This is a genomic window from Vibrio sp. A37, assembly GCF_059777565.1.
Genome location: NZ_JBLNLI010000005.1, coordinates 112,792 through 129,762, shown reverse-complemented (window position 1 = coordinate 129,762; position 16,971 = coordinate 112,792). Strand labels below are relative to the sequence as shown.

15 protein-coding genes are annotated in these 16,971 nt (G+C 42.4%); 10 read left to right on the top strand and 5 right to left on the bottom strand.

Features of this window, described 5'->3' with window-relative positions; translation table 11 throughout:
- Positions 1-2: 2 nt before the first annotated feature.
- Positions 3-203, top strand: a complete 201-nt coding sequence (locus tag ACM2FC_RS10640) for a DUF1107 family protein (RefSeq protein WP_498480894.1) — start codon at positions 3-5, stop codon at positions 201-203.
- Positions 204-256: 53 nt separating this feature from the next.
- Here the strand turns inward: ACM2FC_RS10640 and msrA are convergent, their stop codons facing one another.
- Positions 257-883, bottom strand: coding sequence for a peptide-methionine (S)-S-oxide reductase MsrA (gene msrA, locus ACM2FC_RS10635; RefSeq protein WP_498480893.1), 627 nt, complete (start codon positions 881-883; stop codon positions 257-259).
- Positions 884-1,107: 224 nt separating this feature from the next.
- On the opposite strand from msrA, the gene tamA reads away from it, so the two are divergent.
- The 3 genes from tamA to ACM2FC_RS10620 are packed head-to-tail and all read left to right on the top strand — an operon-like array spanning position 1,108 to position 6,961.
- Positions 1,108-2,823: an autotransporter assembly complex protein TamA gene (tamA, locus tag ACM2FC_RS10630; protein WP_498480892.1), complete on the top strand. Its 1,716-nt coding sequence runs from the start codon at positions 1,108-1,110 to the stop codon at positions 2,821-2,823.
- A complete protein-coding gene (tamB, locus tag ACM2FC_RS10625) occupies positions 2,820-6,581 on the top strand; it encodes an autotransporter assembly complex protein TamB (RefSeq protein ID WP_498480891.1) in 3,762 nt (1,253 codons plus the stop codon). Before tamA ends, tamB begins: the two co-directional genes overlap by 4 nt.
- An 8-nt stretch (positions 6,582-6,589) precedes the next feature.
- On the top strand, positions 6,590-6,961 hold the full coding sequence (locus ACM2FC_RS10620; RefSeq protein WP_498480889.1) for a gamma-glutamylcyclotransferase family protein: 372 nt from the start codon (positions 6,590-6,592) through the stop codon (positions 6,959-6,961).
- A gap of 29 nt (positions 6,962-6,990) precedes the next feature.
- Here ACM2FC_RS10620 and ppa read toward each other — a convergent pair whose 3' ends face one another.
- Complete coding sequence (gene ppa, locus ACM2FC_RS10615) at positions 6,991-7,518, bottom strand: inorganic diphosphatase (RefSeq protein WP_498480888.1); 528 nt, start codon at positions 7,516-7,518, stop codon at positions 6,991-6,993.
- A 341-nt stretch (positions 7,519-7,859) separates the two neighbouring features.
- Between ppa and ACM2FC_RS10610 the strand changes: the two genes are divergently transcribed.
- Positions 7,860-8,516, top strand: coding sequence for a LuxR C-terminal-related transcriptional regulator (locus ACM2FC_RS10610; protein WP_498480887.1), 657 nt, complete (start codon positions 7,860-7,862; stop codon positions 8,514-8,516).
- Positions 8,517-9,018: 502 nt separating this feature from the next.
- Here ACM2FC_RS10610 and fbp read toward each other — a convergent pair.
- Entirely contained in the window at positions 9,019-10,035 is a 1,017-nt protein-coding gene (gene fbp / locus ACM2FC_RS10605; RefSeq protein WP_498480886.1) for a class 1 fructose-bisphosphatase, read from the bottom strand.
- Between the two features lie 224 nt (positions 10,036-10,259).
- On the opposite strand from fbp, the gene mpl reads away from it, so the two are divergent.
- Both mpl and ACM2FC_RS10595 read left to right on the top strand, forming a co-directional pair.
- The gene (gene mpl / locus ACM2FC_RS10600; protein WP_498480885.1) at positions 10,260-11,618 is read left to right on the top strand and encodes a UDP-N-acetylmuramate:L-alanyl-gamma-D-glutamyl-meso-diaminopimelate ligase; all 1,359 of its coding nucleotides are present in this window, start codon (positions 10,260-10,262) and stop codon (positions 11,616-11,618) included.
- Positions 11,615-12,241 (top strand): flavin prenyltransferase UbiX, encoded by a 627-nt coding sequence (locus ACM2FC_RS10595; RefSeq protein ID WP_498480884.1) that lies wholly within the window; start codon positions 11,615-11,617, stop codon positions 12,239-12,241. The genes mpl and ACM2FC_RS10595 overlap by 4 nt, the downstream gene beginning before the upstream one ends.
- A 44-nt stretch (positions 12,242-12,285) precedes the next feature.
- On the opposite strand, the gene ACM2FC_RS10590 is transcribed toward ACM2FC_RS10595, so the two are convergent.
- The gene (locus ACM2FC_RS10590) at positions 12,286-12,525 is read right to left on the bottom strand and encodes a hypothetical protein (protein ID WP_498480883.1); all 240 of its coding nucleotides are present in this window, start codon (positions 12,523-12,525) and stop codon (positions 12,286-12,288) included.
- A 496-nt stretch (positions 12,526-13,021) separates the two neighbouring features.
- Between ACM2FC_RS10590 and thiB the strand changes: the two genes are divergently transcribed.
- Genes thiB through thiQ form a run of 3 tightly spaced genes read left to right on the top strand, consistent with a single transcriptional unit; the run spans position 13,022 to position 16,331 of the window.
- Positions 13,022-14,023 carry a thiamine ABC transporter substrate binding subunit gene (thiB, locus tag ACM2FC_RS10585; RefSeq protein WP_498481123.1) on the top strand — a complete coding sequence of 334 codons (1,002 nt, stop codon included), beginning with the start codon at positions 13,022-13,024 and terminating at the stop codon, positions 14,021-14,023.
- Positions 14,024-14,032: 9 nt separating this feature from the next.
- Complete coding sequence (gene thiP / locus ACM2FC_RS10580; RefSeq protein WP_498480882.1) at positions 14,033-15,634, top strand: thiamine/thiamine pyrophosphate ABC transporter permease ThiP; 1,602 nt, start codon at positions 14,033-14,035, stop codon at positions 15,632-15,634.
- Complete coding sequence (gene thiQ, locus ACM2FC_RS10575) at positions 15,621-16,331, top strand: thiamine ABC transporter ATP-binding protein (RefSeq protein WP_498480881.1); 711 nt, start codon at positions 15,621-15,623, stop codon at positions 16,329-16,331. Before thiP ends, thiQ begins: the two co-directional genes overlap by 14 nt.
- Positions 16,332-16,398: 67 nt before the next feature.
- On the opposite strand, the gene yjgA is transcribed toward thiQ, so the two are convergent.
- Entirely contained in the window at positions 16,399-16,923 is a 525-nt protein-coding gene (gene yjgA, locus ACM2FC_RS10570) for a ribosome biogenesis factor YjgA (RefSeq protein ID WP_498480880.1), read from the bottom strand.
- Positions 16,924-16,971 lie beyond the last annotated feature (48 nt).

Sequence of the window (16,971 nt, the reverse complement as noted above, 5' to 3'; positions counted from 1 at the left end):
GTATGTATCAAGAGTTTTCAGTTTATCGCCCCCAGCAAGTCGCTAGATATGTAAAAAGGCTGTTCAAAGGCACTTTCTTCATTTCGGGAATTGGTGAGTTTCAGTTTGATAATGGTAAGGTTCTAGTCCCAGAGCTTGCCAATGCAACCAAACTGTGTGTGTTTAGAGAGATCAATAAGGAAATTGCTGCTCTGCCTGTATAGATTTTAACAACCTGCGTGCCATTAACGCGAAACACGCAGGTTATCTCCTTCACTTACTTCTCTGGTGGAAAGCAGACACCTGTCCCGCCAAGGCCGCAGTACCCTTCAGGATTCTTAGCTAAATATTGTTGATGACAGTCTTCTGCAAAGTAGTAATCTGTTAGAGGTGCAACCTCCGTTGTGATGGCTAACTGACTAGTCAGCAAAGATTGATATTCAGCCTTCGATGCTTTTGCGATAGCAAGCTGTTCATCAGATTTGGTATAAATAACCGAGCGATATTGAGTGCCTAAGTCGTTGCCTTGACGCATTCCTTGGGTTGGATCGTGATTTTCCCAAAATAGCTTAAGTAGCTCGGTTAAAGGTATAATTTTCGGGTCAAATATTATCCGTACCACTTCAGTATGTCCCGTTTGCCCAGTGCATACTTCTTCATAAGTTGGGTTGGGCGTATAACCCCCAGCATAGCCAACCGAAGTAGAGACAACGCCTTCAGTTTTCCAGAACAAACGCTCTGCTCCCCAAAAACAGCCCATGCCAAGGACAATCTCTTGATGTATTTCTGATGGGGCTGCCGTCAAGCTGCTGCTATTGACAAAATGAACGTTATGAATTTTCATAGCTTCAGTGCGTCCAGGCAGTGAGTCTGCTGGAGATATAATTTTTTGCTTATCTAACATAGGTAACCTGTGTTGCTAACTTATGTAATATCAATGAACTAGACTGTTTCTAAGTGGTCACTCTGGTGTAAAGCTGAAAGCGATTCAGTATTAAAACGCCACTGACACTTTACATATGGTCTATACAGACCGGATTATTAACGTATTTCATACAGATAGGAGTTAATAATCGCGTTATGATTATAAGAGTCAACACTATCTAGCCGAATTTTGCTTATTAAGTCATGAAGAGAAAGTCATTACCAGTATTAATTATTGCTTTAGCTCTACCTAGCAAGGCTCTGGCGAATGATGTTGAGCTGTCGATAAATGGCTTAAGTGGAGACTTGGAAAGTAACGTTGATGCTTATCTAGCGGCTATTCCCAAGTCAGATTACCGGGTGACGTTGCGCTTTCAATCACGATTAGAAAAAAGCTTGAATGAAGCCCTCCATGCGGTCGGATACTATCACGCTAAGTTTCAATTTACTGTTGAAGATAATGGTACAAAGCTGGTGGTCGACATTAAACCAGGCAAGCCTGTCATAGTGAAAAAGGTCGATTTTGAGCTCCTCGGTGAAGCGAAATCCGATCCAGATTTTCAAAAATTACTGGGTTTAAGTGGTTTGAAAGTCGGGGAAGTACTTAACCATGGTCAATACGAAGCGTTAAAAAGTTCAATTCGAAACTTAGCGTTAAGGAAAGGGTACTTTAAAGGTCAATTTACTGAAAGCAAGCTGGAAGTGGCACCGTCTCTCAATGAGGCGTTTATTATTCTTCACTACGATAGTGGTATACGATACCAGTTTGGGAAAACCACGATCACGGGCAGTCAGATCCACCTCAATAGAGTGAAAACGCTGCAACCTTACAAAGAAGGCGAACCGTATTCTGCTTCAGATATCACCCAATTCAACCAAAACCTATCCAGCACTGATTGGTTTTCTTCCGTATTAGTTACACCAGATTTATCCAATATTGGTACAGAAAGACAACTACCAATGAAAGTTGAGTTGGCTCCAGAAACACGGAATAAGTTGGAAACAGGGATTGGCTATTCTACAGATGTCGGGGTGCGGGGAACGTTAAAGTGGAAGAAACCTTGGCTTAGTTCAGACGGCAATAGCTTTAATAGTAGTTTCTCTCTTTCTAATCCTGAACAGCTTATCACCCTCGGCTACAAGATCCCGTTGGAAGATGTACTTCGTGAATATTACCTCGTGCAGTATGGCTTAAAAAGAGTCGACAACTTGAATACAAAGAGTATCGAATCGAACTTATCGTTTGAGCGGCATTGGTTGCTAGATGATGGTTGGCATCGTACAGCTCGGATTCGTTATTTGGTGGAAAACTACGAACAAGGTGAGCAAGATGCGGTGGGCCATTTTGTGCTACCTGGTATGTCTTTTACGCGAACTCGCATTAGAGGCGGCGCGATGCCCACTTGGGGAGATGGAGAAAACTTTACCTTTGAATATGGTGATCCTGAATTCTTTTCAGAAACAAGAGTGCTGCGAGTTCAAGGAAGTTCTTCATGGATTCGAAGCTTTGGGCGGAATCAGCGTGGCTTATTCCGTATAGATCTGGGAGGTAACTTCACCCAAGACTTTGATAAGCTCTCGCCATCACTTCGATTTTTTGCTGGTGGTGATAACAGCATTCGCGGCTATGGTTATGACACCATTTCACCAACAGATTCAACAGGTGCTCTAACCGGGGCGAAATATCTGGCTACTTCATCGATTGAATATCAGCACCGCATCTATGGTAATTGGTGGGGAGCACTGTTTTACGATTACGGTGATGCGTTTAACTCCAAACCTGACTTTAAACGAGGAACCGGATTTGGTATCCGCTGGGCATCGCCAGTCGGCCCAATTAGATTAGACTTCGCTTGGGGACTAGATGCGACACCGGGGCAGAAGTTCCGAATTCACTTCTCGTTAGGGCCTGAGCTATGAGGTTGATTATCCATTCGACCAAGTGGCTCTCATACATATTGGCGACTTTGGTTGCTATTGCTTTGATAAGCATGATTGGCCTGTTTTATACTCCGGTGGGTTTGAAGCTTTTAGTTTGGGGGGCAGAGAAAGCAGTTCCGGAGCTTAACATTGGTTCTGCCAGTGGCGCAGTATTTCCTCATTTTTCTTTGTATAACGTGAGTTACAAAGATCAAACGTTAGGTGTCGATTCCAAGGTTAAGCGAGTTTCTTTGGGGTTGAATCCCGCCTGCTTTTTAACACCCTCTTTATGTGTTCAAGATTTAGCAGTTGACGGGGCAAATATAAAATTGTCTGAGGCTAAAGGCGCACCAAAGCATCAACCTGAATCCAAAAAAGAGCGTACTGGACCGATCACACTGCCGATACCAGTGTTTTTTGACCGAGTAGATTTATCTGATATAAAGCTCGACTTGTATGGTGACAAAGTATCGTTATCTAGCCTCAATACCCATGGTAGTTTTCAGGGTAGTCAGCTCACGATCGAGCCAAGCAACATCGCTAAGTTAGTTATCGCACCGAAGCCAAAAAGGTCTTCGGATAGCCAACCCAAAACAAAGGCAAGCTCCTCAACTGGCTCTAAACCGAGTGATATTACCTTGCCAAAGATAACACTGCCTTTTGACATCAAACTGAAGAAAATAGAAGTCGATGATTTTACGTTACAACAAGCGCAGCCATTTATCGTCAATAAATTCATTGTAGAAGGTGGTGGCCGTGGCCACGATATCAATATCAACTATCTGGCGATAAAAAGCCCAGACTTTGATGGTGAGCTGAGAGGTAAAGTTAGCTTACAAGGAGACTATCCTCTATCTAGCGAGATTAACGCCCACATTAAAAAAACCGAGTTTGATGGTCAGAAAGTTTCGCTGTCTCTAGCGGGTAGTGTAGGTAACCTAGAGCTTTTTAGTCAGCTTTCGGGGCCGATAAAAGGTAGATTGTCCGGTACAATTCGTCCGTTGATCTCTAATGTGCCTTTTAATCTCACGTTATCTAAAGCCAACTCTCAATGGCCACTTAGCGGGAAAAGTGATTATCAGTTTGCAGTTGCGACACTGACAATGAAAGGAGATTTAGAAAAATATAGCTTCAATCTAGATGGTGATGTTAAAGGAAATCAGGTGCCAAAAGCGGCGCTGAAAACGACAGGAATCGGATCAATTTATGGAATAAACTTCCAACAACTCAATGTGGATACATTGGGAGGCATACTTGCTGGAGAGGTTCAGCTGGATTGGAAATCGCTGTTTACTTGGCAAGCAAACCTCAAATTAACTAACATTCAGCCCAATAAGCAGTGGCCACAAATTGAGGGAGATTTGAGTGGTGGTCTAGAAACCAATGGTTCGACAAACAAACAAGGGGGGTGGCAGCTTAACTTGTCAAAGGTTGACGTGACTGGCTCAGTTCAAAAACAACCATTCCAATTAGACGGCTCTGCTTCGGTATCTGATAGCGAAGGGAAGGGTAAGTATATCGTTACGACACCTAACCTAGTTTTGGCCCATGGCCCTAATTCAATTACCGCCAAAGGAGAGTTAGGCGAAAAATGGAATATGAGGTTGGCGGTGAATTTCCCTAACTTGTCGGAAACGTTGCCTGAATTCGGTGGGAAAATAACAGGAACAGTGCGAGTCACCGATTCTCTAGCAACACCTAAAATTGCATTGAAGCTAGCAGCAGATGATCTTGATTGGCAAAACAACTTAACCATCAAACAGCTTGGTTTATCTGGCACAGTTGCTCCTTTTTCGAACTATCAGTCTGATCTGACTTTAGTCAGTCAGCAAATCGACTATGACAAGCAAGAGATCCAGTCACTTAAAGCTGAGCTGAGCGGCACTCTTAATAAACACTTGCTTACGTTAAATATCGAGAATAAAAGAATATCCACACAGCTTACTTTAGGTGGTGACTTCAAGCCTTCTCAATCTTGGACAGGAGTATTGGAGAAGATGTCTATCAGCTCTCGGATTGGCACCTGGCAGCTGAATAAACCAACAGATCTTTCCTATTTATTCAGTGCGCAACAGGCGAAAATTTCTCCTCATTGTTGGGTGAATGGAAGCTCCTCGGTATGTTTAGACTCTAAAGCTACGATTGGAAAATCTGGTGAAGCCGCTATTTCAATTAATGAATTGAGCTTGCACCAAGTTGCGGGCTTTTTACCCCAAGGTATCGATTTTAAAGGTGTAGCGAACGCGAACGCCACAATGAAGTGGGCACCAAATCAGCCTCCCCAGTTGGCAGTAACATTGTCTATGCCACAAGGAGAAGTCAGTAGGCAATCACCAAAGCCTATTACGATTGCTTGGAACTCGATCACTCTTGATGCAAACCTCAAGAACAACCAGCTGAACTCAAAGTGGTTAGTTAGCCTGAAAAACAACGGCGATGTTTCAGGACATATGGATATCCCAGATGTGCGAAAAAAGAATAAATTGATTGATGGAGCACTAAAAGTATCGAAGCTAAACCTTAACTTCTTAGCACCATTAGTTGGTTCTTACAGTAAATTAGGTGCAGACATCAACTCTAATCTAGCTATAAAAGGCGCAATTGATCATCCAAAAATTTATGGGGACACCAACATCGACAACATTGTCGTAAAAGGTGATATATCCCCTGTTGATGTGGATTCAGGAAACGTAAGTGTTAAGTTTGATGGTACAAAATCCACGTTGATGGGGGTTATTAAAACTCCGGAAGGAAAAGTCAATCTTACTGGTGACGCCAAGTGGGACAACTTAAAAGATTGGCAAGCAAATGCTCATGTTTCTGCAACAGGATTACTTGTGAACGCCACCTCGATGGCGAAGCTAAAAGTGGTGCCAGATTTAACTATCAAAATCACGCCAAAGTTAGCGGATATCACGGGAAATATTGCCTTGCCTTGGGGAGAGATTGTCGTTGAAAAGCTACCGCCGAATGCAATTAAGGTATCAAAGGATCAGGTGTTACTAAATTCCAAGTTACAACCCAAGACGGAGCAACCTGTAGTCCCGTTTAAAGTCCAGTCGGATGTAAAAATTACTATTGGTAACGATGTATCAGTCTCTGCATTCGGCTTAAAAGGTAAACTGCAAGGTGAACTTCGTGTTACCCAAAACGAGAAAGGGCCTTTTGTTGTTGGTGAAGTAAATATTTTGGATGGTACTTACCAGTCGTTTGGTCAAGACCTGATTATTCAATCGGGTAAAGTGATTATGAACGGCCCGATTGATCAACCCTATATCGCAATCACCGCGATCCGTAACCCCGACAACACACAAGATGAAGTCACCGCGGGAATTAAGGTCACAGGACCTGCTGATGATCCTACTGTGTCTGTGTTTTCAGATCCTAGTATGCCTCAAGCCAATGCTCTGTCATATTTGTTACGAGGGCAAAATATTGATACCCAGTCTGGCAACGGTACGATGACAACCACATTAATCGGCCTCAGTTTGGCTCAAAGTGGTAAAGTCGTCGGGCAAATTGGTCAGGCATTCGGTGTTCAAGATCTGCATTTAGATACTTCTGGTGCAGGAGATACCTCTCAAGTTGTTGTAAGTGGCTATGTCTTACCGAACCTACAAGTCAAGTACGGAGTGGGAATATTTAACCCTGTCGGTGAATTTACAGTGCGCTACCAATTACTTTCCAACTTGTACTTGGAAGCCGTCTCTGGACTAGATAGTGCAGTCGATATCCTCTACCAGTTTGAGTTTAACTAGGAGGTACTATGAAGCACTTAGTGTTTGTTTACGGTACCTTACGCCGAGGAGAGTATAATCACCACTATATTTCTCAAGCGCAGTTTATCGGTGTTTTTACAACTGCTCCCCAATATTCACTGTATGACTTAGGTGAGTACCCTGCACTAATTGATGATGGCGAGTTAGCTATCGTCGGAGAGGTATATCTGGTCACCGAACAACAGCTGCAATTGCTCGATAGGCTGGAAGACGTGCCTTTGGAGTATCGGCGAGAAAAAATTGCAACCTCTTACGGAGATGCTTGGTTGTATCTTTATCAAGATGTTGACATAGAGGCTGAAACAATTTTGTCTGGGGATTGGTGTTTCAGAAATAAAAAAGAGCCGCACTCACGTTAATTACGGCTCCATAGTGATTGTGAGGCTTACTACTTCTGCGCTCTTTCGTAAGAAGTTAGGATCTCTTCACGAGCGGCTGCAACATCTGCCCAACCATCCACTTTTACCCATTTGCCTGCTTCAAGCTCTTTGTAACGCTCAAAGAATTGAGTAATTTGTGCTTTTAAAAGCTCAGGGATATCGCCAACATCTTGAATGTGGTCGTACTCTTTTGAAAGCTTAGAGTGCGGGACAGCAAATACTTTTGCATCTTCACCAGACTCGTCAGTCATTTTTAGAACGCCAACTGGGCGGCAACGAATAACAGAGCCTGGCATTAGCGGGTAAGGTGTTGGAACTAGCACATCAACTGGGTCGCCATCTAGAGAAAGTGTGTTGTTCACATATCCATAGTTGCATGGGTAAAACATTGGAGCGGACATAAAGCGGTCGACAAATACGGCACCAGAGTCTTTGTCTACTTCATATTTGATAGGGTCAGCGTTGGCTGGAATTTCGATTACAACGTAGATGTCATCAGGTAAAGATTTACCTGCTGGTACTTGATTTAGGCTCATACAAGTTTCCTTTTTGAAGTGTTTAGGCCACGTAGGCTTTATAAATTCTTAACGTCAAAACTTCGCATAAAATAATCGTTTTTGACGGGAATGTATACCCAAGCAGATTCATAGCAAGTTTTGCACAGAGCAAATGCAGAAAGCCGGTTTGCAGAATTTCTAGCTTGAGAATCGTAATGATGATAAGGATTCTAACCTTAATGTGATTCAAATCAACAGACACTATATGTGAACTTCTGATAATTTTTGCTGCATATACTCTTATCTTATACCTCAACACGTAGCTGTCTTTGGCATATAGATAAGAAAGATACACAAAACGTATAGAGGAGAGTGTTAAAGTGGCCGTGGAGCAAATGTCTTACTATAAAAAAAATCCTCACCTTCCAAGTGCTAAGGAAATTTTGTTAGTCAAAGATGATCAACACAATATAGTTGCATTCAATGAAATTTTTTCTTCTATTTCAGGCATTAACCCTAAGGCTCTGATTGGTTTATCTGATCATGATATGCTTTGGAGCAAAAATGCTGACATCTACATTAATCACGAACGTGCTATTCTTGCTGGTGAAAATTATTCGGTTATTGAACCCTTAGAAGGGGTTAAGAATATCATTTTACATACGACTAAAGTGCCTATCTTCAGTCACAATGGAAAGCGAGTTGGTACCTTTGCAAAGGCTTCAGTTGTCAAAGACGAATTTGTTATGCATGCTCACTTAGCGGGGAAGTCTAATATTTTGAAAGTTAACAGATTTCCTGATGAAGGTGCATGTTTAACTATGATGGAGTCGAAACTTTTTTATGTACTGATGCGTGGGCTTACCCGGCGAAGAGCTGCGGAAATCTTAAATATCTCTGTTAAGGCCTTCGACTTTCATCAAGAGAACATCAAAAAGAAACTTTCTATAAGCTCCTCGAAAGAAATTATTTTTTTTGGATTTAGTAGAGGGTGGCAAGACTATTTTCCGTTCGTTCTTAGAGGTGAAAGTATATAAAGGTCTGATCCATATTAAAAATATTGGGAAGATTGGCAATTTCGTTTGGTCATCCTATTTTCTTTGCACGTTGTATTCAAAAAAATCCCCGTGCTTTTGGGCGCGGGGTGAACGCTTTGTCCTGAACGAAGAGGCGGACAAAAAGATTAGTTGGCTATCCGCAATACTCTCACTATAAAAGCATTGCGTTATGGGATTTTCTATTGCTCAAAATATCCCATAACTTGTATGCCTTCTGGCTTAGATATAAATATCAATGATGTTATTGCTCAAGCTAAAGGCTGGCATGTATTGAGCTTATTTGGATAGTATTAGATAGGAAATGTATAGAGATTTGACCTAGAAAAGTTCTAGTTTTCGAATTTATATTTTGCTTTTAAAAGTTTTTAGTAAATAACACTAATCTTTACTTAGTTTACGTATTAAAAGTGGGCCCTTGCTTCATATAGAAAAAGGGCCCTTGAAAATATGCCGTTAAATTAATTTATATAGTTACTAAAAATTACTCTTCGTCATGATATGTTTCTAAGAACTCTTCAACTTTACGTACCATGTTCTTTGAACCAACAAAGAATGGCACTCGTTGGTGAAGCTCTGTTGGGTTAAGGTCGAGGATCCGGTTAACACCGTCAGATGCGATACCACCTGCTTGTTCAATCAAGAACGCCATTGGATTGCATTCATAAAGGAGCCTTAGTTTTCCATTCGGGTAGCTTTGTGTACTTGGATAGAGATAGATGCCACCTTTTAGCAGGTTACGGTGGAAATCTGATACCAGTGAGCCGATGTAACGGCTAGTGTATGGGCGCTTCTCTTCAGGTACATTTTCTTGGCAGTACTTGATGTATTTCTTAACGCCAGCTGGGAATTTGATGTAGTTTCCTTCGTTGATAGAATAAATATTACCGTCATCTGGAACCATCATGTTTTCGTGAGAAAGGCAGAACGTGCCAATCGAAGGATCGTACGTGAAGCCGTTGACACCTTTACCTGTGGTATAAACCAACATAGTTGATGAACCATAAATGACATAGCCGGCAGCTACTTGTCTGTGCCCAGGCTGCAAGAAGTCTTCCTCTGTCGCAGGTGTTCCCGGTGGCGAAACGCGGTGGTAAATAGAGAAAATAGTACCAACCGAAACGTTCACATCGATATTGGATGAGCCGTCTAGTGGATCCATCAATACAACATACTTCGCGTTTTTACTTAACTCTTTGTTAAATGCAACAGCTTCGTCTTCTTCTTCACTGGCTACGCCACAAACTTGATCGCGTGCTTCAAGTGCTGCTTTGAACTTTTCATTGGCGTAAACATCGAGCTTTTGCTGCTCTTCGCCTTGCACATTGTCTGTGCCTACTGCGCCTGTTATATCAACAAGGCCAGCTTTGTTTATTTCACGGTTGACGATTTTTGCAGCGAGTCTAATGGAAGACAAAAGGGAAGAAAGGTCGCCGCTTGCATGGGGGAAATCTGCTTGCTTTTCTACAATGAACTCACCAAGGGTGCGCAACTCTGACATGTTGGTTCCTTAACTTTCTCAAAACTAAATAAACTAATTGAATATTGGTTTTATCATTCAGCTGTTAAGTCTACGTAGTGAATCTTATTAATGGTAATGAACTAACAGACACAGATCTCATTTTGTATGTCTTTAACTATGCAAGAATATCCCTTCTCGCATTTATATCTGAAATCGAGATAATGTTTTAAACAACAGACGTTTGCTAGGAAAGGCGGTAGTTAATGCATATTCATATCTTGGGAATTTGTGGCACATTTATGGGAGGCGCAGCGGTTTTAGCGCGTCAGTTAGGACACAAGGTGACAGGGAGTGATACCAATGTTTACCCACCAATGAGTACGCTTCTAGAATCTCAAGGTATTGAAATAATAAAAGGATTTGACCCTGAGCAGCTGAATCCAGAACCTGATCTCGTTGTTATCGGTAACGCATTAAGCCGAGGTAACCCGTGTGTTGAGTATGTTCTCAACTCAACAATGCGATATACATCTGGTCCTCAGTGGTTGCAAGAATTTTTGTTGAAAGACCGCTGGGTATTAGCAGTTTCTGGTACTCATGGTAAAACGACGACGTCCAGTATGCTGGCTTGGATTCTAGAATATTGCGATTATAAGCCGGGCTTTTTGGTGGGAGGGGTGCTTGGAAACTTTGGAGTCTCTGCCCGCTTGGGTGAAAGTGTGTTTTTTGTGGTTGAAGCAGATGAATACGACAGTGCTTTTTTTGATAAGCGTTCTAAGTTTGTTCACTACCATCCACGAACACTAGTTATTAACAATTTGGAATTCGATCATGCGGATATCTTTGATGATCTGGAAGCGATCAAGCGCCAATTCCATCATTTAGTTCGAACGGTGCCTAGCAATGGTTTGATTCTTTCGCCAGCCAATGATTCAGCTATTGAGGATGTGTTAGAGCGAGGTTGTTGGACCGAAACTGAAACCTCTGGCGATACCGAGGGTTGGAGCACAGAGAATATCAACATAGATGGTTCTCAATTTAAGGTGTTTTATCACGGAGAGTTAGTGGGAGAAGTAAAGTGGAATTTAGTCGGAGAGCACAACGTCGCCAATGCGCTAATGGCGATAGGCGCTGCTCGTCATGTAGGTGTTACTCCCGAGTTAGCGTGTGAGGCGTTAGGGCAATTTATCAACACTAAACGTCGTTTAGAACTGCTCGGAGAGTTTAATGGGGTGTCACTTTATGATGACTTTGCTCATCACCCAACAGCGGTTTCTCTTACTCTCGATGGGCTAAGAAATAAAGTCGGTGACAATAAAATTATTGCTGTATTGGAGCCGCGTTCAGCGACGATGAAACGTGGAGTACACAACGATATTTTGGCCGACGCACTGAACAAAGCTGATTCAGTCTATCTTTATCAACCGGACAATATTGGTTGGTCGGTACAAGAAATTGCGGATAAATGTGCTCAAAGTGCGTTTATTAACGAGCATATTGATACATTAGTCGCTAAAATTAGCGAAGAAGCCCAGCCGGGCGATCATATATTAGTAATGAGTAACGGCGGTTTTGGTGGAATCCATGAAAAGCTAAAATCGTCGCTTAGAAAAATTGAATGACGAATAAAAAGCAAAACGAAATTACCTTAGCATTCACAGGGGCCTCAGGGGCCCCTTATGGATTGAAGTTACTAGAGTCTCTATTGGCGGCAAGTTACAAAGTCTACTTGTTGATTTCCCCCGCCGCTCGAGTGGTTCTCGCGACAGAGCACGATTTAAAACTGCCTAGTGGCCCAGATGCAGCAAAGAAAGCCTTAGTAAAACTTCTTAGCTGCAACCCTGATAGCCTAGTTGTATGCGGGAAAGATGATTGGTTTTCTCCTGTTGCGTCAGGTTCTGCCGCGCCCAAGAAAATGGTTATTTGCCCTTGCTCGGTAGGCAGTGTTGCTTCAATCGCTCACGGAATGTCTGACAATCTAATTGAACGAGCTGCCGATGTTGTTCTTAAAGAGCGCGGTCAGCTGATGCTCGTCGTTCGTGAAACGCCTTTTTCTACTCTTCACTTAGAAAACATGCATAAACTTTCGCAAATGGGCGTTACCATAATGCCTGCATCTCCAGGCTTTTATCACAATCCTAAATCGATTGATGATCTTATTGATTTTATGGTTGCTCGTATTTTGGATCATTTAGATATAGAGCAACAGCTGGTGCCTAGATGGGGATATGATCAGAGAGGGTAAGGGGGAAACATAACACCATGGCGGTGTTATGTTTTGGGGTTCAGTTAATGTGCCTGAATTACTGGAACTAACTCGAAGGTATAGCTCGAACGATAATTGTTGTTATCTTTTCTGTGAATTTTATTGAGATAGCCTAACTCTACGAGACAGTAAATTACGCGATGAATATTATTTTCTGCGACTCCAGACAGTTCTTTTACATCATGTAGATGAGCAGTGTTTTGTTTACAGCAGATATCCCTGACCGCATTGTACACTTTCGATGCTGTTGGATTTAGCCTCATAACAACCTTCCTTGTTTAATCAAAGTACAAACATAACCAATTGATTGAGAATTATATTTATCATGCTCATGTATAGTTTGTATGTTGCGATCGTTGGCTTTTAGATGATTGACTCTATTAAAAACGTAACGAAGTTTTAATAAATATGAATCATGGCTATAAAAAATTGACCTAGTACGTTAAAAGTGACTGTGAAGAGTTAGCTTCAACACATTTTTTACTCTACTAGATGGAGTAATGAGTGGGTAAAATTGAATGCATATAGCTAAATTTTGATATAAACACTACAATTCGTAACAACTCATCGGGGAGCTAGCAATAAACTGGCTGAGATCGAGCGTTGCTCGGGACCCGCAAGTGATCAATCGATCAGGAACCTGAACCGGATAATGCTGGCGTAGGGGTTGAGTTAGGATTCCTCTAAGTGCAGCGAAAAGTCCTATCTCATTTACGCCACATATATGGAGCGTAAGCAGTGACCAAACTTATCAAATCTATCTCTTTTGCCATAACAGCTGTCTTGGCTGTGATTTCTTTTTCTACGTTTGCCGATGCAAATAATCCTGATGGTAAAACTCTAACCGTTTATACCTATAGCTCGTTTGCGTCCGATTGGGGGCCTGGGCCAAAAATCAAAAAAGCATTCGAGGAAAAATACCACTGCAAGCTCAACTTCGTGACTTTAGATGACGGCGTATCGGTGTTAAATCGCTTAAGACTTGAGGGTAAAAGCACAAAAGCCGACGTGGTTTTAGGCTTAGACAACAATCTAATAACTGAAGCGCAAAATACCGGTTTATTCGCACCAAGTAACGTTGACCTGGGTAAGTTGCAGGTGCCGGGCGGTTGGACAAATCACACCTTTATTCCTTTCGATTACGGTTATTTTGCTTTTGTCTACAACAAAGAAAAGCTAAAGAATCCGCCGAAAAGCTTGCAAGACTTGGTGGAGAATAATAATCACCTGAAGATCATCTATGAAGATCCACGCACCTCGACTCCAGGACTGGGTTTATTACTTTGGATGAAGTCTGTTTATGGTGATAAAGCGGGCGAAGCATGGAAAGAACTAGCGAAGAAGACCGTGACTGTGACGAAAGGTTGGTCTGAAGCTTACTCAATGTTCTTAAAAGGTGAAGCGGATATGGTGCTGTCTTACACGACTTCACCTGCGTACCACATTATCGAAGAGAATACGGATAAATACGCAGCAGCAAACTTCTCTGAGGGTGAGTATTTGCAAGTAGAAGTCGCAGCGAAAGTAAAAACGACCAAGCATCCTAAACTCGCTGAAGAATTTATGCAGTTTATGTTGAGTAAAGATTTTCAAAGCGTTATTCCTACAGGAAACTGGATGTACCCAGTGACTAACGTTAAGTTACCGAAAGGATTTGACAGCTTAGTTGAGCCAACGCATGCGTTTAGGTTTGCTCCGCAAGAAGTTGCCAAGAACCGTAAAGCTTGGATTCGTGAATGGCAGAATGCACTAGCTGATTAGGGGCTTGCGTTGAATTCAATACCAAAAATTGGCATTTGGGTCGCGATGGTAATCGCGGCCTTTGTTATTTCTGCGTTGGCTGCACTGATTCTTCATGCTCCTTCATTGAGTATTGAGTCTGTCTGGGGTGACCCTTACTATCGCCACGTTACCTATTTCAGTTTCTATCAAGCCACTTTATCAACGTTGATTAGTGTTGGTTTGGCCATTCCTGTTTCCCACGCACTTTCTCGCAGACGGTTTAAAGGCCGCAAGCTGTTGTTAAAATTGTTTGCCACGACGTTAGTTTTACCGGTTCTGGTTGGTGTGTTTGGCGTGTTGTCTATTTATGGCAATAGCGGTTTGATTTCCTCTTTACTAACAGAGGTGAATGAGAAAATGCCATTTTCTGTCTATGGATTGACAGGGATACTGATAGCTCATGTGTTTTTCAATTTGCCTTATGCGAGTCGCTTGCTTTTAATGGCTCTAGAAACGGTACCTGCCGAGCAACACAAGCTTTGTGCTCATCTAGGAATGAGTCACTGGAACAAGTTTAAGTGGGTAGAGTGGCCGCGAATTCGCCAGCAGCTACCTCATGTTATTGGTTTGGTTTTCATGCTTTGCTTTACCAGTTTTGCAACGGTAATGGCGTTAGGTGGAGGGCCAAAATCAACAACAATTGAGCTCGCTATTTATCAGGCAATTAAGTTTGACTTTGATTTACAATCGGGAGCTTTGCTTGCCATATGGCAGATCCTGTTGTGCGGGACATTATCATTTTCTATTCAACGTTTTGCTAAACCTGTTTCAGTGATGGCGGGTTCTTCTCATGTTGATGTGCGTATGGTGAAAGACAACAACATTGCGCGGATTTGGGATTGGAGTTGGATAGTATTAGTTTGTTTGTTTGTCCTACCACCCTTGTTTATGGTTGTCTTGAGTGGCCTTAACTCTGATATTGGCAAAGTGTTGTCCGATTCTGCGTTTTGGTTATCGCTTTTTGCTTCATTAAAAGTGGCCATCTTAGCTGCGCTAATAGCGTTGGCTTCTGGACTGGCTATTTTGATGACCAGTCGAGCGTGGAGGTTGCGAAACAAACATATTAAGGCTGATCAGATAGAGCTGATTGGTACGATTATTTTGGTGACCCCGGGGTTGGTAACAAGCACAGGGTTGTTCTTGTTGATTCGCTCTTTCGCTGATGCATTTAGCTACGCTTTACTGGTAGTGATTTTAGTTAATGCATTGATGGCATTGCCATATGTGATCAAAACACTTTCTCAACCTATGCTGCATATCGCTCAGCAATATCAGTTGCTTTGCCCAAGCCTAGGTATGAAAGGTTGGCAGAGGTTTAAGCTAGTCGAGTGGCGGGCATTGAGAAAACCTTTGGCTCACGCTTTTGCGATTAGTTTTATGTTTTCTATTGGCGATCTTAGTGCGATTGCCTTATTTGGTAGCCAAGATTTTAAAACGCTTCCTTTGTATTTATTCCAATTGTTAGGTAGTTATCAAATGAATGCGGCTGCCGTGGTATCACTGACATTATTGCTGCTCAGTCTAGGTTGCTTTAGCCTAGTTGAGTTTTTATTTAAGGCCAATTCGAGAACGAAGTATGCTGACTCTTAACAACGTCCATTACTATTATCACAATGACTTATTTTTGTTTGATTTAGAGATCAGTAAAGGTGAAATCGTTGCTCTAATGGGGCCGAGTGGTGCTGGAAAATCCACGCTTCTGGCATTGGTGGCAGGCTTTATTGAGCCAACCCAAGGCACCATTGTTGCGGATGGAGTGTGCGTTGTAGGCAAAGAGCCCTATCAAAGGCCATTCGCTATGTTGTTTCAAGAGCATAACCTGTTCGCGCATTTAACTGTGCGGGAGAATATTGGCTTAGGTTTACACCCGGGTTTGAAACTGACTCAACAGCAAATGTTGCAAGTAGAACAAGCCGCCGAGCAAGTCGGGGTCACAAGTATGCTGGATCGACTACCAGAGCAATTGTCTGGTGGGCAGAAGCAGCGAGTGGCGTTGGCACGTTGCTTCGTGCAGCCACACTCCATTTGGTTGTTGGATGAACCATTCTCCGCTCTAGATCCTATCTTGCGTGAAGAAATGCTTTCTTTGGTTAAACAGCTGGCCGTTAAACGTGACATTACCGTGATAATGGTGACACACCATTTAAGTGATGCCAGAGCCATAGCGACAAACTTTGCTTTTGTTGCCAATGGAAAGGTCGAGGTAGCCGCAGAGATTTCACAATTGTCCGCGAGTCACGAGAAAGCAAGCTTAAGCAAGTTTGTTATGGCTGGAGAGCAAAGCTAGTAAGAAAAAGAGCCAACTAAAATGTTGGCTCTATACCCAAGTACCTTGAGGTTACTTGGGTATGTACCTATTGGTCATCATTCAAAGATTTCAAAGTCTGAAAAATTTCTCTTGATGCTTTTGGTGGTTTATTCGCTTGCTTTTCTTTGTTTGCTTGGCGGGCGAGCTGCCTTAAGCGCTGTCGGTCAGCAGTTGGATATAGTTCCAACGCATCAGCAATCGCCTTGTCACCTTCTTCAATAATACGATCGCGTAGCTGCTCTAACTTGTGCAGCTCAGCTGTTGCTTGCGAATGTTTGTTGCGAACTTTATCCAGTGCCGCTTGGATTGGCTCAGGATCTTCGGTACGCATCAATTTACCGATGTATTGCAATTGACGTCGCTTGGCTTCATTTTTAAAACGCTGCGCATCTTTAATTGCATCAGCTAGCTCTTCACTCAGTGGGAACTTTTCTAAAACAGCAGGTTTCAGCTCAACCAATTGTTCGCCAAGTTTCTGCAAATCTTCCATGTCGTTTTTCATTTCTGTTTTACTTACCCAAATGATTTCTTCTTCAGGTTCCCAAGGCGCTTTTTGATTTTTACGAGCCATCTTTTCTGCCTATATCACTATCTCAAACTATTATTATGACTATTTTAA